Source organism: Streptomyces sp. NBC_01707 (assembly GCF_041438805.1).
In the GTDB taxonomy this organism is placed as follows: domain Bacteria; phylum Actinomycetota; class Actinomycetes; order Streptomycetales; family Streptomycetaceae; genus Streptomyces.
On sequence record NZ_CP109190.1, the window covers coordinates 4,101,372 to 4,115,701 of the forward strand.

Annotated in this window: 14 protein-coding genes and 1 pseudogene; 8 read left to right on the top strand and 7 right to left on the bottom strand. The window is 69.4% G+C overall.

Going from position 1 to position 14,330, the window contains the following annotated elements:
- Nucleotides 1-18: 18 nt before the first annotated feature.
- A pseudogene (locus tag OG963_RS18355) lies at nt 19-90 on the top strand (Uma2 family endonuclease); the annotation flags it as partial.
- A gap of 214 nt (nt 91-304) precedes the next feature.
- Here the strand turns inward: OG963_RS18355 and ychF are convergent.
- Nucleotides 305-1,393 carry a redox-regulated ATPase YchF gene (gene ychF / locus OG963_RS18360; protein ID WP_093772887.1) on the bottom strand — a complete coding sequence of 363 codons (1,089 nt, stop codon included), beginning with the start codon at nt 1,391-1,393 and terminating at the stop codon, nt 305-307.
- A 300-nt stretch (nt 1,394-1,693) separates the two neighbouring features.
- On the opposite strand from ychF, the gene OG963_RS18365 reads away from it, so the two are divergent.
- Nucleotides 1,694-2,188 carry a DUF6542 domain-containing protein gene (locus OG963_RS18365; protein WP_177309213.1) on the top strand — a complete coding sequence of 165 codons (495 nt, stop codon included), beginning with the start codon at nt 1,694-1,696 and terminating at the stop codon, nt 2,186-2,188.
- 53 nt (nt 2,189-2,241) lie between these two features.
- Here the strand turns inward: OG963_RS18365 and ppgK are convergent, their stop codons facing one another.
- Both ppgK and OG963_RS18375 read right to left on the bottom strand, forming a co-directional pair.
- Nucleotides 2,242-2,979 (bottom strand): polyphosphate--glucose phosphotransferase, encoded by a 738-nt coding sequence (gene ppgK / locus OG963_RS18370; protein WP_030915089.1) that lies wholly within the window; start codon nt 2,977-2,979, stop codon nt 2,242-2,244.
- An 82-nt stretch (nt 2,980-3,061) separates the two neighbouring features.
- Nucleotides 3,062-4,102, bottom strand: a complete 1,041-nt coding sequence (locus tag OG963_RS18375; RefSeq protein ID WP_371799248.1) for a 4-hydroxy-3-methylbut-2-enyl diphosphate reductase — start codon at nt 4,100-4,102, stop codon at nt 3,062-3,064.
- Nucleotides 4,103-4,238: 136 nt separating this feature from the next.
- Here OG963_RS18375 and OG963_RS18380 point away from each other — a divergent pair, with 136 nt between their 5' ends.
- The 4 genes from OG963_RS18380 to OG963_RS18395 all read left to right on the top strand — a co-directional run bounded on the left by OG963_RS18380 (nt 4,239) and on the right by OG963_RS18395 (nt 8,010).
- Nucleotides 4,239-5,588: an APC family permease gene (locus tag OG963_RS18380; protein WP_093772889.1), complete on the top strand. Its 1,350-nt coding sequence runs from the start codon at nt 4,239-4,241 to the stop codon at nt 5,586-5,588.
- Between the two features lie 40 nt (nt 5,589-5,628).
- On the top strand, nt 5,629-6,840 hold the full coding sequence (gene xseA / locus OG963_RS18385; protein ID WP_267002379.1) for an exodeoxyribonuclease VII large subunit: 1,212 nt from the start codon (nt 5,629-5,631) through the stop codon (nt 6,838-6,840).
- 98 nt (nt 6,841-6,938) lie between these two features.
- Nucleotides 6,939-7,187 carry an exodeoxyribonuclease VII small subunit gene (locus tag OG963_RS18390; RefSeq protein ID WP_093772893.1) on the top strand — a complete coding sequence of 83 codons (249 nt, stop codon included), beginning with the start codon at nt 6,939-6,941 and terminating at the stop codon, nt 7,185-7,187.
- A 232-nt stretch (nt 7,188-7,419) separates the two neighbouring features.
- The gene (locus tag OG963_RS18395; protein WP_371799249.1) at nt 7,420-8,010 is read left to right on the top strand and encodes a malonic semialdehyde reductase; all 591 of its coding nucleotides are present in this window, start codon (nt 7,420-7,422) and stop codon (nt 8,008-8,010) included.
- A 74-nt stretch (nt 8,011-8,084) separates the two neighbouring features.
- On the opposite strand, the gene OG963_RS18400 is transcribed toward OG963_RS18395, so the two are convergent.
- Nucleotides 8,085-8,603, bottom strand: a complete 519-nt coding sequence (locus OG963_RS18400) for a DUF4245 domain-containing protein (protein ID WP_371799250.1) — start codon at nt 8,601-8,603, stop codon at nt 8,085-8,087.
- 167 nt (nt 8,604-8,770) lie between these two features.
- On the opposite strand from OG963_RS18400, the gene glpX reads away from it, so the two are divergent.
- Nucleotides 8,771-9,802 (top strand): class II fructose-bisphosphatase, encoded by a 1,032-nt coding sequence (glpX, locus tag OG963_RS18405; protein WP_030915070.1) that lies wholly within the window; start codon nt 8,771-8,773, stop codon nt 9,800-9,802.
- Between the two features lie 211 nt (nt 9,803-10,013).
- Here the strand turns inward: glpX and OG963_RS18410 are convergent, their stop codons facing one another.
- Together OG963_RS18410 and OG963_RS18415 are read right to left on the bottom strand one after the other, a co-directional pair.
- Complete coding sequence (locus OG963_RS18410; RefSeq protein ID WP_030915067.1) at nt 10,014-10,385, bottom strand: WhiB family transcriptional regulator; 372 nt, start codon at nt 10,383-10,385, stop codon at nt 10,014-10,016.
- Nucleotides 10,386-10,544: 159 nt separating this feature from the next.
- On the bottom strand, nt 10,545-11,219 hold the full coding sequence (locus tag OG963_RS18415; RefSeq protein ID WP_093772897.1) for a DUF1707 domain-containing protein: 675 nt from the start codon (nt 11,217-11,219) through the stop codon (nt 10,545-10,547).
- A 227-nt stretch (nt 11,220-11,446) separates the two neighbouring features.
- On the opposite strand from OG963_RS18415, the gene OG963_RS18420 reads away from it, so the two are divergent.
- Nucleotides 11,447-13,114 (top strand): fumarate hydratase, encoded by a 1,668-nt coding sequence (locus tag OG963_RS18420; protein ID WP_030915062.1) that lies wholly within the window; start codon nt 11,447-11,449, stop codon nt 13,112-13,114.
- 78 nt (nt 13,115-13,192) lie between these two features.
- On the opposite strand, the gene OG963_RS18425 is transcribed toward OG963_RS18420, so the two are convergent.
- A complete protein-coding gene (locus tag OG963_RS18425) occupies nt 13,193-14,179 on the bottom strand; it encodes a LuxR C-terminal-related transcriptional regulator (protein WP_371799251.1) in 987 nt (328 codons plus the stop codon).
- Nucleotides 14,180-14,330: the final 151 nt, after the last annotated feature.

Consider the following 14,330-nt stretch of genomic DNA (forward strand, 5'->3'; position numbering starts at 1 on the left):
ACTCGCCAGCCCTGGCTCATGGCCGCACTGCCCGACTGGATGCGCCCGCCGCCCGCGGAAGGCTGGCTCGCGGAGGACCTGGACCGCCTCCTCGCCTCCGCCGCCCGCACCGTCCCCGACGGCTTCCTACCGGACTCTCCCGACGAGGAGGACTGCTCCTTCCAGCCCATGCTCAGGTGACGATGCTTCAGAAGATCGAGTACCTGTCCGGCCCGGGTAACGAGCAAGGGGCCGACTCCCGAACGAGCCGACCCCTTGCCACCTGCGAACACGACGAAAGGCGACGCGCGCAGTAACGCATCGATCAGACGTTGAAGCGGAACTCCACCACGTCGCCGTCCTGCATCACGTACTCCTTGCCCTCCATGCGGGCTTTACCCTTCGCGCGGGCCTCGGCGACCGAGCCCATCGTCACCAGGTCGTCGAAGGAGACGATCTCCGCCTTGATGAAGCCCTTCTGGAAGTCGGTGTGGATGACACCGGCCGCCTCGGGGGCCGTGGCGCCCTTCTTGATCGTCCAGGCGCGGGCTTCCTTCGGGCCTGCAGTGAGGTAGGTCTGCAGGCCCAGGGTGTCGAAGCCGACGCGGCCGAGGGTGGCCAGGCCGGGCTCTTCCTGGCCCATGGACTGGAGGAGTTCGAGGGCCTCGTCGTCGTCGAGTTCGATCAGCTCGGACTCGATCTTGGCGTTGAGGAAGATCGCCTCGGCGGGGGCGACCAGGGCACGCTGCTCGTTCTTGAAGTCCTCGTCGACCAGCTCGTCCTCGTCGACGTTGAAGACGTAGAGGAAGGGCTTGGTGGTGAGGAGGTGCAGCTCGTGGAGGAGCTTGCCCTTCTCCGTGCCTGCGGTGATGCCCGCGGCGAAAAGCGTCTCGCCGGACTCCAGGATCTTCTGGGCCTCCTCGACCGCGGCGAGGACCGCGACCTTCTCCTTCTGGAGGCGGGACTCCTTCGTGAGGCGCGGGACGGCCTTCTCGATGGACTGGAGGTCGGCGAGGATCAGCTCGGTGTTGATCGTCTCGATGTCGTCCTTGGGCGAGACCTTGCCGTCGACGTGGACGACGTTCTCGTCCTTGAAGGCCCGGATGACCTGGCAGATCGCGTCCGACTCGCGAATGTTCGCGAGGAACTTGTTGCCCAGGCCCTCGCCCTCGCTCGCGCCACGGACGATGCCGGCGATGTCGACGAAGTCGACGGTGGCCGGGAGCAGGCGCTGCGAGCTGAAGATCTCGGCCAGCTTGTTCAGACGGGCGTCCGGGACACCGACGACGCCGACGTTCGGCTCGATCGTGGCGAACGGGTAGTTGGCCGCCAGCACGTCGTTCTTGGTCAGGGCGTTGAACAGGGTCGACTTGCCGACATTCGGCAGACCGACGATTCCGATCGTGAGCGACACGTTGGCGACTTCCTGGAGTAAGGACGGGTGGGCCGATTCTCCAGTTTACGGGCGGGGGCGAGCGGGTACTCACGCGTCCGGTCAGGGGCCGATGCGGTTCCCGTTCGACCATGTGGCATCGAACTCACCGCGAAGCTCACCCAAAGGGCGTGTCCAACGCCTCCTCCCTCCCACCTCGCGACCTACGTTGTCCCGGTGGAGCAGCCCAGAACACGTCCCCCTCAGCGCCGGCAGTCCTCGCAACAGGCCCCACTGTCCCCGCAGAGCACCATCGACGAGGCCACCACCGTCTACCGGGTGGTGGCCACGCCCGACGGGCGGGCACGACGGGTGCCGCCCGCCCTGCTCGCGCTGCGCAGGCTCCCCAATCCGCGACTGACCGGCATCGGTGCGGGGCTGTTCGCCGCCGCCGTCATGTTCGCGCTGGCCTGCCTCGACTGGCTGCTGTTCGACGGTTCGGCGATCCTCTACGGGGTGCTGTTCCTGCCGGTCAGCGCGCTGACCGCGCTCTGGGTGCGGCCCGCGGACCTGGTGACCGCACCGATCAGCGTGCCGATCGCCTTCACCGTCGGTGTGATTCCGATCGCCGGCGGCACGGGCGGCTTCGGCGGGCAGACCATGGCGGTGGTCACGGCGCTCGCCGTCCATGCAGGCTGGTTGTACGGCGGCACGCTCATCGCCGGGCTCATCGCCTCCGTACGCAAGGTCCGGCTGATGCGGCAGCGCCGGCGGCGGATGCGGGCGGCCACGAAGACGGCTCGCCCCGCCCGGCCTCCCCGGCGTCCGAAGCCCTGAGACCGGAGGAGGGGCGGAGCGGGGGCAAAGGCTGGACAGGGGCGTACAAGGGGTTATTTGCCTGCCGCCGCCATCGCCGCGCCCACGATGCCCGCGTTGTTCTGGAGCTCGGCGGGCACCATCTCGGCCCGCACATGCTCGATCAGCGGCAGGAACTTGTCGGCCTTTCGGCTGACTCCGCCGCCGAGGATGAAGAGCTCGGGCGTGAACAGCATCTCCAGATGCGCCAGGTACTTCTGCACCCGGTGCGCCCAGTGGTGCCAGCTCAGCTCCTCGTCCTCCTTGGCCTTCGTGGAGGCATGCTTCTCCGCTTCGTGGCCGTCCAGCTCCAGATGGCCGAGCTCGGTGTTGGGTACGAGCTGCCCGTCGATGAAGACCGCGCTGCCGATACCCGTACCGAGCGTCAGCATGATCACGGTCCCCTTGCGGCCGCGCCCCGCGCCGAAGGCCATTTCGGCGATCCCTGCCGCGTCGGCATCGTTGAGGACGGTCACCGGAAGGCCCAGCTTCTCGCCGAGCAGCGTCCGGGCGTCATGGTCGATCCAGCCCTTGTCGACATTGGCCGCGGTGCGGGTGACACCGCCCGTGACGACGCCCGGGAAGGTGATGCCGACCGGGCCCGACCAGTCGAAGTGGCCGACCACCTCGGCCACGCATCCGGCCACGTCCTTGGGCGTGGCCGGATGCGGTGTCAGTACTTTGTGGCGCTCCTGCGCCAGGTCTCCGCGGTCCAGGTCCACGGGAGCACCCTTGATCCCGGATCCGCCGATGTCCACGCCGAAGATCTGCATGCGGTCCACCGTACGGGCTGGCGCCGCACCCCGCTCACCTTCCCCGAGCACGGGTCGCTCCCCCCGGGGAGCACGGAAGGCGTCACTCGGCGGTGAGAGCCGCCGCCTCTGCGCGCAGGTCCCGGCGGAGCTCCTTGGGCAGCGAGAAGGTGATCGACTCGTCGGCCGTCTTCACCGTCTCCACGTCGCCGTAGCCGCGCTCGGCCAGCCACTCCAGCACGCCGTCCACCAGCACGTCGGGAACCGAGGCACCGGAGGTGAGACCGACCGTGGTGACGCCTTCCAGCCAGGCCTCGTCGATCTCGCTCGCGAAGTCCACCAGGTGTGCCGCGGGGGCGCCCGCGTCGAGGGCGACCTCGACCATGCGGATCGAGTTCGAGGAGTTCTTGGAGCCGACGACGATGACCAGTTCGGCGTCCTCGGCGAGCTTCTTCACCGCGATCTGACGGTTCTGCGTGGCGTAGCAGATGTCGTCGCTGGGCGGCGAGACCAGCTGCGGGAACTTCTCCTTCAGCGCGTCCACCGTCTCCATCGTCTCGTCCACCGAGAGCGTGGTCTGGGAGAGCCAGACGACCTTCGACTCGTCGCGCACGGAGACACGGGCGACGTCCTCGGGGCCGTCGACCAACGAGATGTGGTCGGGTGCCTCACCGCTCGTGCCGATGACTTCCTCGTGGCCCTCGTGGCCGATCAGGAGGATGTCGTAGTCCTCCTTGGCGAACCGGACGGCCTCCTTGTGGACCTTGGTCACCAACGGGCACGTCGCGTCGATCGTGGCGAGCTTGCGCTCCGCGGCCTCGGCGTGCACGGTCGGCGCGACGCCGTGGGCGGAGAACATCACGATGGAGCCCTCGGGCACCTCCGCCGTGACGTCGACGAAGATCGCACCCTTCTTCTCCAGGGTCTGCACGACGTACTTGTTGTGCACGATCTCGTGGCGGACGTAGATCGGGGCCCCGTACTGCTCCAGGGCCTTCTCGACGGCGATCACGGCACGGTCCACGCCCGCGCAGTAGCCACGGGGTGCGGCGAGCAGGACACGGCGGGCGTCACTGCGGCGCGTGGCGCCCGCACTCGGGGCGGCGGCGGGTGACGGGCTGGGCGTAGCAGTCATGCGTCCCATCGTAAGGCCGTACCGAACAGGCGAGGGTTCGGCCGGGTCGGGAGACTGAGCCGTACGCGACGTTCACCACGTGTACGCCCTGCAATGCCACGTATGCCACGTACGCGACCGTGTCCGCGCGACCGACGGAGGGTTCATGGCGGGCAGCAGTACGGCGGACCGGGCGACCCTGCGGCGGACACTCGGGTTCCGGGATCTGGTCGTCTACGGGCTGCTGTTCATCGCCCCCATGGCGCCGGTCGGCATCTTCGGCACGCTCGACGCGAAGTCGGACGGCGCGGTCGCGCTCGTGTACGTCGCGGCGACCGTCGTCATGGGCTTCACCGCGTTCAGTTACGCGCAGATGGTGCGGGTTGCGCCCCTGGCGGGTTCGGTCTTCACATATGCGCGCAAGGGACTCGGGGAAGGGCCCGGGTTCATCGCCGGGTGGATGGCGATGCTCGACTATCTCCTGATCCCGGCGGTCGCCTATCTCTTCTCCGGGATCGCGATGAACTCGCTGGTCCCTGAGGTGTCGCGGTGGGTGTGGACGGCGCTCGCGGTGGTCGTCACCACGCTCCTCAACCTCTGGGGTGTACGGGCCGCGGCGCGGGTCGGCTTCGCGGTGCTCGCGATGGAGATCGTGGTGCTGCTGGTCTTCCTGGTGTCGGCGGTGGTGGTTCTCGTCCAGGACGGGGCGCAACGCGGCTGGTGGACTCCGTTGACCGGTGACTCCGGCTTCTCCCTGCAGGCGGTACTCGGTGCGGTGTCGGTGGCCGTGCTCTCGTATCTGGGCTTCGACGCCATCGCCTCGTTCGCGGAGGAGGCCACCGGCGGCTCGGAGAAGGTGGCGCGGGCGCTGCTGTTCTGTCTGGCCCTCGCGGGGGTGCTGTTCGTGGCGCAGGGCTATCTGGCGGCGCTGCTGGAGCCGATGACGTCGGCGGATCTGGCCGCGGAACCGGCCAGGCAGGGGTCGGCGTTCTACGACACGGTGGACTTCGCGGTGGGCACATGGCTGCACGACCTGGTGGCGGTCAGCAAGGCGATCGGGGCGGCGTTCGCGGCGCTGGCCGGGCAGGCGGCGGCAGGTCGGCTGCTGTTCGCCATGTCCAGGGAGCAGCGCCTGCCCTCGCTGCTGGCCCGGATCGACCCGCGGTCCGGAGTGCCGCGGGCCGCGATCCTGATCGCCGCGGCCGTGACGCTGGTGGCGGCGGTCTGGGCGGCCCGACGGGACGACGGCCTCGACCACCTGGTGTCGGTGGTCGACATCGGTGCGCTGACGGCGTTCGTGCTGCTGCACGCGTCGGTGGTCGGCTGGTTCGCCGTACGCCGGATGGACGGGCCGCCGAGCTGGTGGCGGCATGTGCTGGTGCCCGTGGTGGGTGCGGGGGTGCTGATCGCGGTGATCCTCAGCGCGACGACGAGCGCGCAGGTGGTGGGGGTCTGCTGGCTGGGGGTGGGGCTGGTGGTGCTGGCGATGCAGTGGGGGCGGGGTCCGGCAGTGTAGGGCCGCCTCGTTGTCCTTGGTGGCCGATACGCTCGCTCGCATGGCTCTCAATACCTCCGCGGAAGCCCCGCTGCCCGTCGGCGAGGTGTCCCGTCTCATCGGCGGATGGATCGACCGGCTCGGAGCCGTCTGGGTCGAGGGGCAGATCACCCAGCTGTCGCGGCGGCCGGGCGCCGGGGTGGTGTTCCTGACCCTGCGCGACCCGTCGCACGACATCTCGGTGAGCGTGACCTGTTTCCGGCAGGTCTTCGACCGGATCGCGGACGTGGTGACGGAGGGCGCCCGCGTCGTCGTCCTCGCCAAACCCGAGTGGTACGCGCCCCGTGGCCAGCTGTCCCTGCGGGCCACGGAGATACGGCCTGTCGGCATCGGTGAGCTGCTGGTCCGGCTGGAGCTGCTGAAGAAGTCCCTGGCCGCCGAGGGGCTCTTCGCCCTGGACCGGAAGAAGCCGCTGCCGTTCCTGCCGCAGCTGATCGGCCTGGTCTGCGGGCGGGCGTCGGCGGCCGAGCGCGATGTGCTGGAGAACGCGCGGCGGCGCTGGCCCGCGGTGCGCTTCGAGGTCCGCAATACGGCGGTGCAGGGTGTGCACGCGGTGAACCAGGTGGTCCAGGCGGTGAAGGAGCTGGACGACCTGCCGGACGTCGACGTGATCATCGTGGCGCGTGGCGGCGGCAGCGTGGAGGACCTGCTGCCGTTCTCGGACGAGCAGCTGATCCGTACGGTCGCCGAGTGCCGTACGCCGGTGGTGTCCGCGATCGGGCACGAGCCGGACTCCCCGCTGCTCGATCTGGTTGCCGACCTGCGGGCGTCCACGCCCACGGACGCGGCGAAGAAGGTCGTGCCGGACGTGGGCGAGGAGCTGGACCGGGTGCAGCAGCTGCGGGACCGGGCGCTGCGGACCGTACAGGGGCTGCTCGACCGGGAGGAGCGGGGGCTGGCGCACGCGCTGGGCCGGCCCTCCATGCAGCAGCCGCTGCGGATGGTGGACGAGCGCGCGGCGGAGGTCGACGCGCTGATCGGACGCAGCCGCCGGGTGCTGGGGCATCTGCTGGACCGGGCGGACTCGGAGCTCGCCCACACCCGGGCGCGGGTCGTCGCACTGTCGCCCGCGGCGACGCTGGAGCGCGGGTACGCGGTGCTGCAGCGGCCGGACGGTCATGTGGTCCGCTCCCCCGCGGACGCCGGGGCGCCGGGCGACGAGCTGCGGGCGCGGGTGTCGGAGGGCGAGTTCACCGTGCGGGTGGCCGAGTGAGCCGGCGCGGCGCCCATTCCTTTCCTTCGCCCGGACCCGGTGCGGCCGCGGACGCGGTTCGGACCTGGCTGTCGTAGCTCACACATAGGGTGGATCACATGACGGACGACGCGACAACGGCAGCTGCCGCCACCGACACGCTCGGCTACGAGCAGGCGCGGGACGAGCTGATCGAGGTTGTACGGCGCCTGGAGGCGGGCGGCACGACGCTGGAGGAGTCCCTCGCGCTGTGGGAACGGGGCGAGGAGCTGGCCAAGGTCTGCCGGCGCTGGCTGGAAGGGGCCCGGGCCCGCCTGGACGAGGCCCTCGCCCGGCCCGGGGAGGACCCGCAGGACGACGCCGGGTGACTCCCGAGCCGTAGGGCTCCGGGGCGGTCCGGTCCGCCCCGGCCCGGCCCGGAATGGATCCGAGCGCGCGGCGGTTGTGAGGCTCGTCGGAAATCGGGGCGGCCCGGCCGGTCGTCCACGCACACGTCTGTGGAGTGGATCACTCAGGTCCGGCGTTAGTTGAAAGTTAACCTATCCCTCGGTTACCGTCGCCGTATCGCTTGATCCCCGTTCGCCCGGAAGGTAATGCAAGATGTCCCTCGCCCTTGACCCCGCCGCCCAGGACCTCCTTTTCCGTGAGGCCCGCACCGCCAACACCTTCACCGACGAGCCGGTCTCCGAGGAGCAGGTCCAGGCGATATACGACCTGGTCAAGTACGGCCCGACCGCATTCAACCAGTCGCCGCTGCGGGTCGTCCTGGTCCGCTCCGACGACGCCCGTGCGCGCCTCGTGAGCCACATGGCCGAGGGCAACCAGCCGAAGACCTCCACCGCCCCGCTGGTCGCGATCCTGGCCGCCGACAACGAGTTCCACGAGGAGCTCCCGGTCCTGTTCCCGGTCTTCCCCCAGGCCAAGGACGCCTTCTTCTCCGAGCGCCCGGTCCGCGAGTCGGCCGCCGGGCTGAACGCCGCCCTGCAGGCCGCGTACTTCATCATCGGCGTCCGCGCCGCCGGTCTGGCCGCCGGCCCGATGACCGGCTTCGACGCCGCGGGCATCGAGAAGGAGTTCCTCGACTCCGACCACAGCCTGCTGATGGTCGTCAACATCGGCAAGCCGGGCGAGGACGCCTGGTTCCCGCGTCTGCCGCGTCTCGCCTACGACGAGGTCGTCAAGACCGTCTGATCCACCCGGTCATACGGAGAAGGCCCCGGAGCACTTGGTGCTCCGGGGCCTTCTCCGTATGACGTATGCCCGGCTCAGGACGTCTTGAGGGCGGCGGCCATCTCCGCCAGCCGCTGCGTCGAGGCGGAGCCGGTGACGACCGTGGTCGCGCCGTCGTCGTGGCGCACCAAGGCGTCGTACTTCGGGCCCTTCCAGTGCTGCCACGCCTCACCCGCGACCTGCTGCGTGTGCCCGGTGTTCTTCGCGTCCTGGCTGACCTCGGACACGTACTTCTTGGCCGGGGACGTGGACTGCTCCACCGCGACGTACTTCCCGTCCGGGTCGAGGAAGCCCAGGTGCCAGCCGTTGCCCGACTGGCGCTCGTAGCTGACCGAGGTGGGCTTCCAGTCCTTGGACAGACCGGCCGGAGCGGCGACCGGATACGGCGCCGCACGCCGCGCCGTCAGGAGCTCCACCCGGTAGTCGACCGCCTTGACCGGGTTGGCCTTGTCGTCGTGCGGTACGAAAATGTAGACACCCCCGGCGACGGCCGAGATCACCGCCATCGACAGGAACATGTCCCGCACTGTCTGCTTGCCTCGCTTGCTTGCCACGGGTCCATGTTCGCATTACGCCCGACGGGCCCGACCGAGGGGCGGCCACCCATGACAACCGGCCGTCGAGGCCGCTCATACGTGACCCGGTCTGCTCATTTTGTCGACCTGGCGATAGAGTCACAGCACCCTCTTCCGGTCGTCGCCGTACAGAAAGGTGCGTTCCGATGTCCGAGCATCACCTGCCGTCACAACTAGAGGTCTCCCCGGAGGCCCCCGACCGCAACCTGGCGCTGGAGCTGGTCCGGGTCACCGAGGCCGCCGCCATGGCTGCCGGGCGCTGGGTCGGCCGCGGTGACAAGATCGGTGCCGACGGCGCCGCCGTGAAGGCCATGCGGACCCTCGTCTCGACCGTCTCGATGAACGGCGTCGTCGTCATCGGTGAGGGCGAGAAGGACGAAGCACCCATGCTCTTCAACGGCGAGCGGGTCGGTGACGGCACCGGCGCCGAGGTCGACATCGCCGTGGACCCGATCGACGGCACGACCCTGAACGCCAAGGGCATGCCGAACGCGATCGCCGTGCTGGCCGCCGCCGACCGCGGCACCATGTTCGACCCGTCCGCGGTCTTCTACATGGACAAGCTGGTGACCGGCCCCGAGGCCGCCGACTTCGTGGACATCAACGCCCCGGTGTCGGTGAACATCCGCCGGGTCGCCAAGGCGAAGAACTCCGCCCCTGAGGACGTCACCGTCGTCATCCTGGACCGCCCGCGCCACGAGGGCATCGTCAAGGAGATCCGGGAGACCGGCGCCCGGATCAAGTTCATCACCGACGGCGATGTCGCCGGCTCGATCATGGCCGCCCGTGAGGGCACCGGCGTCGACCTGCTGATGGGCATCGGCGGCACCCCCGAGGGCATCATCTCGGCCTGCGCCATAAAGTGCCTCGGCGGTGTCATCCAGGGCAAGCTCTGGCCGAAGGACGAGGCGGAGCGGCAGCGCGCACTGGACGCCGGGCACGACCTCGACCGGGTGCTGTCCACCGACGACCTGGTCAGCGGCGACAACGTGTTCTTCGTCGCGACCGGCATCACGGACGGTGAGCTGATGCGCGGCGTGCGGTACCGCAGCGAGACGGCGACCACCGAGTCGATCGTGATGCGGTCCAAGTCCGGCACGATCCGCAAGATCGACTCGACCCATCGGCTGTCGAAGCTGCGCGCCTACAGCGCGATCGACTTCGACCGCGCGAAGTAGACCGCGCGAGGCAGGCCTCGCCGCGGCAGGAGCCGCGCCGGGCAGGTGACGCGCAGCGGCGACGCACGGCAGTGCGTGCGGAGCCGTCGGAACGTGAAGAGGCGCCCCCCATGTGCGGTGGGGGCGCCTCTTCGCGTCGGTGCGAGGCGTCGGCGCAAAGCTGTCGGGCCGGGCGCCGGTACGGGGCCGGCGGTTCGGAGATACGGGCCGGTCAGCCGGCGGCGGCGATGTGGTCGGCCGAGGCGGCCGCCTTGAGCTCCACCTCGCGGCGCCTGCGGCGGGCGAGCACCACACGGCGCTCGGCAGCCGTGAGGCCGCCCCACACCCCGTACGGTTCGGGCTGCACCAAGGCGTGTTCCCGGCATTCGACCATCACCGGACAGCGCGCGCAGACCCGCTTCGCGGACTCCTCGCGGGACAGTCGGGCAGCAGTCGGCTCCTTCGACGGGGCGAAGAACAGCCCGGCTTCGTCCCGGCGGCACACCGCCTCCGAGTGCCAGGGGCCGGCCTGGTCCTCCCGAGCAGGAGTGCCCTGGGTGGGAACGGCGGCGACCTGCAGGGGCTGATGCGGCAGTTGCAGCACGGTCTACTCCTGACGACGGCTTCGCGAGCGAGAGACGATGCAGCACTCCCTACCCGCTGTGCGTGCGCCTATGCACTGAGTGGCACTGAGTTCCGGGTGACGGAATTGCGGTCGACCGGAATTTTGGCCGGATCCAGAGCCGCGCGGACCGACGCGGGTTCAGCGGCCGAGGTGTTTGCGCAGCTGGTTGTGGAGATCCGTAATGAGTTTTCCGCGCTTCGGCTTTGCCTCGACGTTCCCGAAGACGGAATAGCCGTTGACGACGATCACCGGGGCTTCCGGGTCGGCGGATTCCAGTGTGACGACTTCGAAATTACCGAAGACGCCCGTGCCGCTGCCACGCAGCGAGATGTTCTCCGGAACCTTGATCTCGACACTGCCGAAGATGGAGGTCGCGTTGATGACGGTGAGCCTCTGGCTGAAAAGCGCCTCGGTCAGATCGATCTCCACGCTGCCGAAGAGCGCGAAGGCGTTCGTACGGCCACCGACCCGCCAGCGGCCCTTGCGGGTGGAGCTGCTGAAGATCGCCACCAGATTGTCGGCCGGGCCCGCGGGGGCCTCGGGGCCGTACGCGTACGGCGTGGCGGACGACGGCCGGGTGGCACCCCCAGGGGTCGGCAGGTCCTGTACCAACGGCTCGAGTTCACCGACGGTCTTGGCACGGTAGACGGCGTCGACCCGTTCGGCGTGCTCCTCGGCGGTCAGCCGGCCCTCGGCCATGGCCTCCCGCAGGATGTCCGCGATCCGGTCGCGGTCTGCGTCGGAGGCGCGGATGCCGGCGGGCGCGGGCGGCGCCGGGGCGGCAGGCTGCTGAGGGTGCTTTTCGAGGTCCACCGGCTCAGCGTACCCAAACGCGATAGATCGCGACTAGGGCCTGTCCGGTGGATCAGGGCCCGACATGGCGCGGGCGCACTGCGAGCTGATCGATGCGGGACGGTGAGTGCATGCGCTGTTCGAACTGAGCCTTACCTCACAGGTTCGGCCCGCTTGCGGCGTTCTACCCTGATGGGTGCGCTGCCCAAGGGTGGTCAGCCGCTGTCGCCGAGTGAGGAATGGCCGTAATGCCAGAGTTTGCGTACTCCGATCTGCTCCCGCTGGGAGAGGACACCACGCCGTACCGGCTGGTGACCGCCGAGGGCGTCTCGACCTTCGAGGCCGACGGCCGTACGTTCCTCAAGGTCGACCCGGAGGCGCTGCGCACCCTGGCCGCCGAGGCGATGCACGACATCTCGCACTACCTGCGCCCCGCACACCTGGCGCAGCTGCGGCGGATCGTCGACGACCCCGAGGCGTCGTCCAACGACAAGTTCGTCGCGCTCGACCTGCTGAAGAACGCGAACATCGCCGCCGCGGGTGTCCTCCCCATGTGCCAGGACACCGGCACCGCGATCGTCATGGGCAAGCGCGGGCAGAACGTGCTCACCGAGGGCGGTGACGAGGAGGCCCTGTCGCACGGCATCTTCGACGCGTACACCAAGCTCAACCTGCGCTACTCGCAGATGGCCCCGCTGACCATGTGGGACGAGAAGAACACCGGCTCGAACCTCCCGGCCCAGATCGAGCTGTACGCCACCGACGGCGGCGCGTACAAGTTCCTCTTCATGGCGAAGGGCGGCGGCTCGGCCAACAAGTCGTTCCTCTTCCAGGAGACGAAGGCCGTCCTGAACGAGGCCTCCATGATGAAGTTCCTGGAGGAGAAGATCCGTTCGCTCGGGACCGCGGCCTGCCCGCCGTACCACCTGGCGATCGTCGTCGGCGGTACGTCGGCCGAGTTCGCGCTGAAGACCGCGAAGTACGCCTCCGCGCACTACCTGGACGAGCTGCCCGCCGAGGGCTCCCCGACCGGTCACGGCTTCCGGGACAAGGAGCTGGAGGAGAAGGTCTTCGAGCTGACGCAGAAGATCGGGATCGGCGCTCAGTTCGGCGGCAAGTACTTCTGTCACGACGTGCGTGTGGTGCGCCTGCCGCGGCACGGCGCCTCGCTGCCCGTCGCGATCGCCGTGTCGTGCTCGGCGGACCGCCAGGCCACAGCGAAGATCACCGCCGAAGGCGTCTTCCTGGAGCAGCTGGAGAAGGACCCGGCGCGCTTCCTGCCGGACACCACGGACGAGCACCTCGACGAGGCGGGTGACGTCGTCGAGATCGACCTGAACCGGCCGATGGACGACATCCTCGCCGAGCTGACCAAGTACCCGGTCAAGACCCGGCTCTCGCTGACCGGTCCGCTGGTCGTGGCGCGCGACATCGCGCACGCCAAGATCAAGGAGCGGCTGGACGCGGGCGAGGAGATGCCGCAGTACCTCAAGGACCACCCGGTCTACTACGCGGGCCCGGCGAAGACGCCCGAGGGATACGCCTCCGGTTCCTTCGGCCCGACGACGGCCGGCCGCATGGACAGCTATGTCGCACAGTTCCAGGCGGCGGGCGGCTCCAAGGTGATGCTCGCCAAGGGCAACCGGTCCAAGCAGGTCACGGACGCGTGCGACGCGCACGGCGGCTTCTACCTCGGCTCGATCGGTGGCCCGGCGGCGCGCCTCGCCCAGGACTGCATCAAGAAGGTCGAGGTCGTCGAGTACGCGGAGCTCGGCATGGAGGCGGTCTGGAGGATCGAGGTCGAGGACTTCCCGGCGTTCGTCGTCGTCGACGACAAGGGCAACGACTTCTTCACCGAGCCCGCTCCCGCGCCCACGTTCACCAGCATTCCGGTGCGGGGTCCCGGTCTCGCCTGACCACTTCGTGCGCACCTGCCTGCGGGGGCGTTCCGGTTTCCGCCGGGGCGCCCCCGCGGTGCGTCCGTAGCGCTTCGCTCAGGGCTCCAACAGCCCCGACGTCGCGAGCAGATAGCCGAGTTGGGCGCGGCTGTTGCTGCCCAGTTGTTCCGATACCTTCCGCATGTGTTCGGCCACGCTGCGACGGCTCATGCCGAGCCGGCGGGCGATCGACGCGTCCGTCTCACCGCCAACGACCGCCAGCAGAATGGTGCGTTGAAGGTCGGACATGATGACGGAGGAGCGCAGCGGCGCGCCGTCGGGACGGATCGGGACGGAGCGGGACCAGGCGTTGTCGAATTGCCGGACCACCATGCTGACCAGGGCCGGGTGCTGGACCCGCAGCGCCGTGTCCGGCTCGTCGGGGGCGGGCACGAACGCGATCTCCCGGTCGCAGACGATGAGCCGGTCGACGACTTCGGCGACCGTCCGGACCTCGGCTCCGGCCGACGTCACCTGCTCGATGTAGGAGAGCGTCGCCCGGTGCGAGCGGACGGTGTGCTGGTAGATCGTCCGCTGCCGCACTCCGCGCCGCAGCATCCGCAGATCGCGGGGCAACGCCTCGCCGAGGACGTGCGAGGGGCGGCCGCCGCCGGGCTGTGCGGTGAGCAGCTCCTCCTGGCAACTGCCCACGGCCGCGTCAAGTGCCTTGCTGATGACGGCCCTTCCGACGAGCCGGGTGAGAACGGGCTGTTCGAGCCGGTGGACTTCCGCGTACAGCTCCTCGAACGCGGCGAGACTGGCGCGGACCGCGCGAAGGTTGCGGCGCTGCCGGACGATCGCCTCCTCGATGGGGCCGAGTGCGGCGAACGATGCCGTCTCCGGCGGCACGGGAATCAGCGAACCCGGTACGTCCCGGTCCGTCACCACCAATTGCAGGGCCCGTAGGCAGGCCGGCGCCCCGTCCTGTGGAAGGCTTCCCTCCATGAGCGCGCGCCGGTACGCCGCCAGGGCCGCCTCGCAGGGACGGTCGGGCGACGATTCGCGGCAATCACATGCCCGTGGGCCGGATTGATCGTCCTTCACAAGTATGCAGATTACATTTGTGCAAACGGCTCGACATCGGGGGTCGTGGTTGCTCGACGAGTATGTCCGGGTGAAGCTCGGCATCGACCAGACCAACAGCCATTCCGACGACGGCCCGGACAGCGCGGCGCACGGCGAACGGCGTTATCGA

Excerpts from the sequence above, each read along its gene's own strand:
- ppgK (WP_030915089.1), bottom strand. The coding sequence starts at position 2,979 with ATGCAGATCTTCGGCGTGGACATCGGCGGATCCGGGATCAAGGGTGCT.
- OG963_RS18375 (WP_371799248.1), bottom strand. The coding sequence starts at position 4,102 with ATGGGACGCATGACTGCTACGCCCAGCCCGTCACCCGCCGCCGCCCCG.
- OG963_RS18380 (WP_093772889.1), top strand. The coding sequence starts at position 4,239 with ATGGCGGGCAGCAGTACGGCGGACCGGGCGACCCTGCGGCGGACACTC.
- xseA (WP_267002379.1), top strand. The coding sequence starts at position 5,629 with ATGGCTCTCAATACCTCCGCGGAAGCCCCGCTGCCCGTCGGCGAGGTG.
- OG963_RS18390 (WP_093772893.1), top strand. The coding sequence starts at position 6,939 with ATGACGGACGACGCGACAACGGCAGCTGCCGCCACCGACACGCTCGGC.
- OG963_RS18395 (WP_371799249.1), top strand. The coding sequence starts at position 7,420 with ATGTCCCTCGCCCTTGACCCCGCCGCCCAGGACCTCCTTTTCCGTGAG.
- glpX (WP_030915070.1), top strand. The coding sequence starts at position 8,771 with ATGTCCGAGCATCACCTGCCGTCACAACTAGAGGTCTCCCCGGAGGCC.
- OG963_RS18420 (WP_030915062.1), top strand. The coding sequence starts at position 11,447 with ATGCCAGAGTTTGCGTACTCCGATCTGCTCCCGCTGGGAGAGGACACC.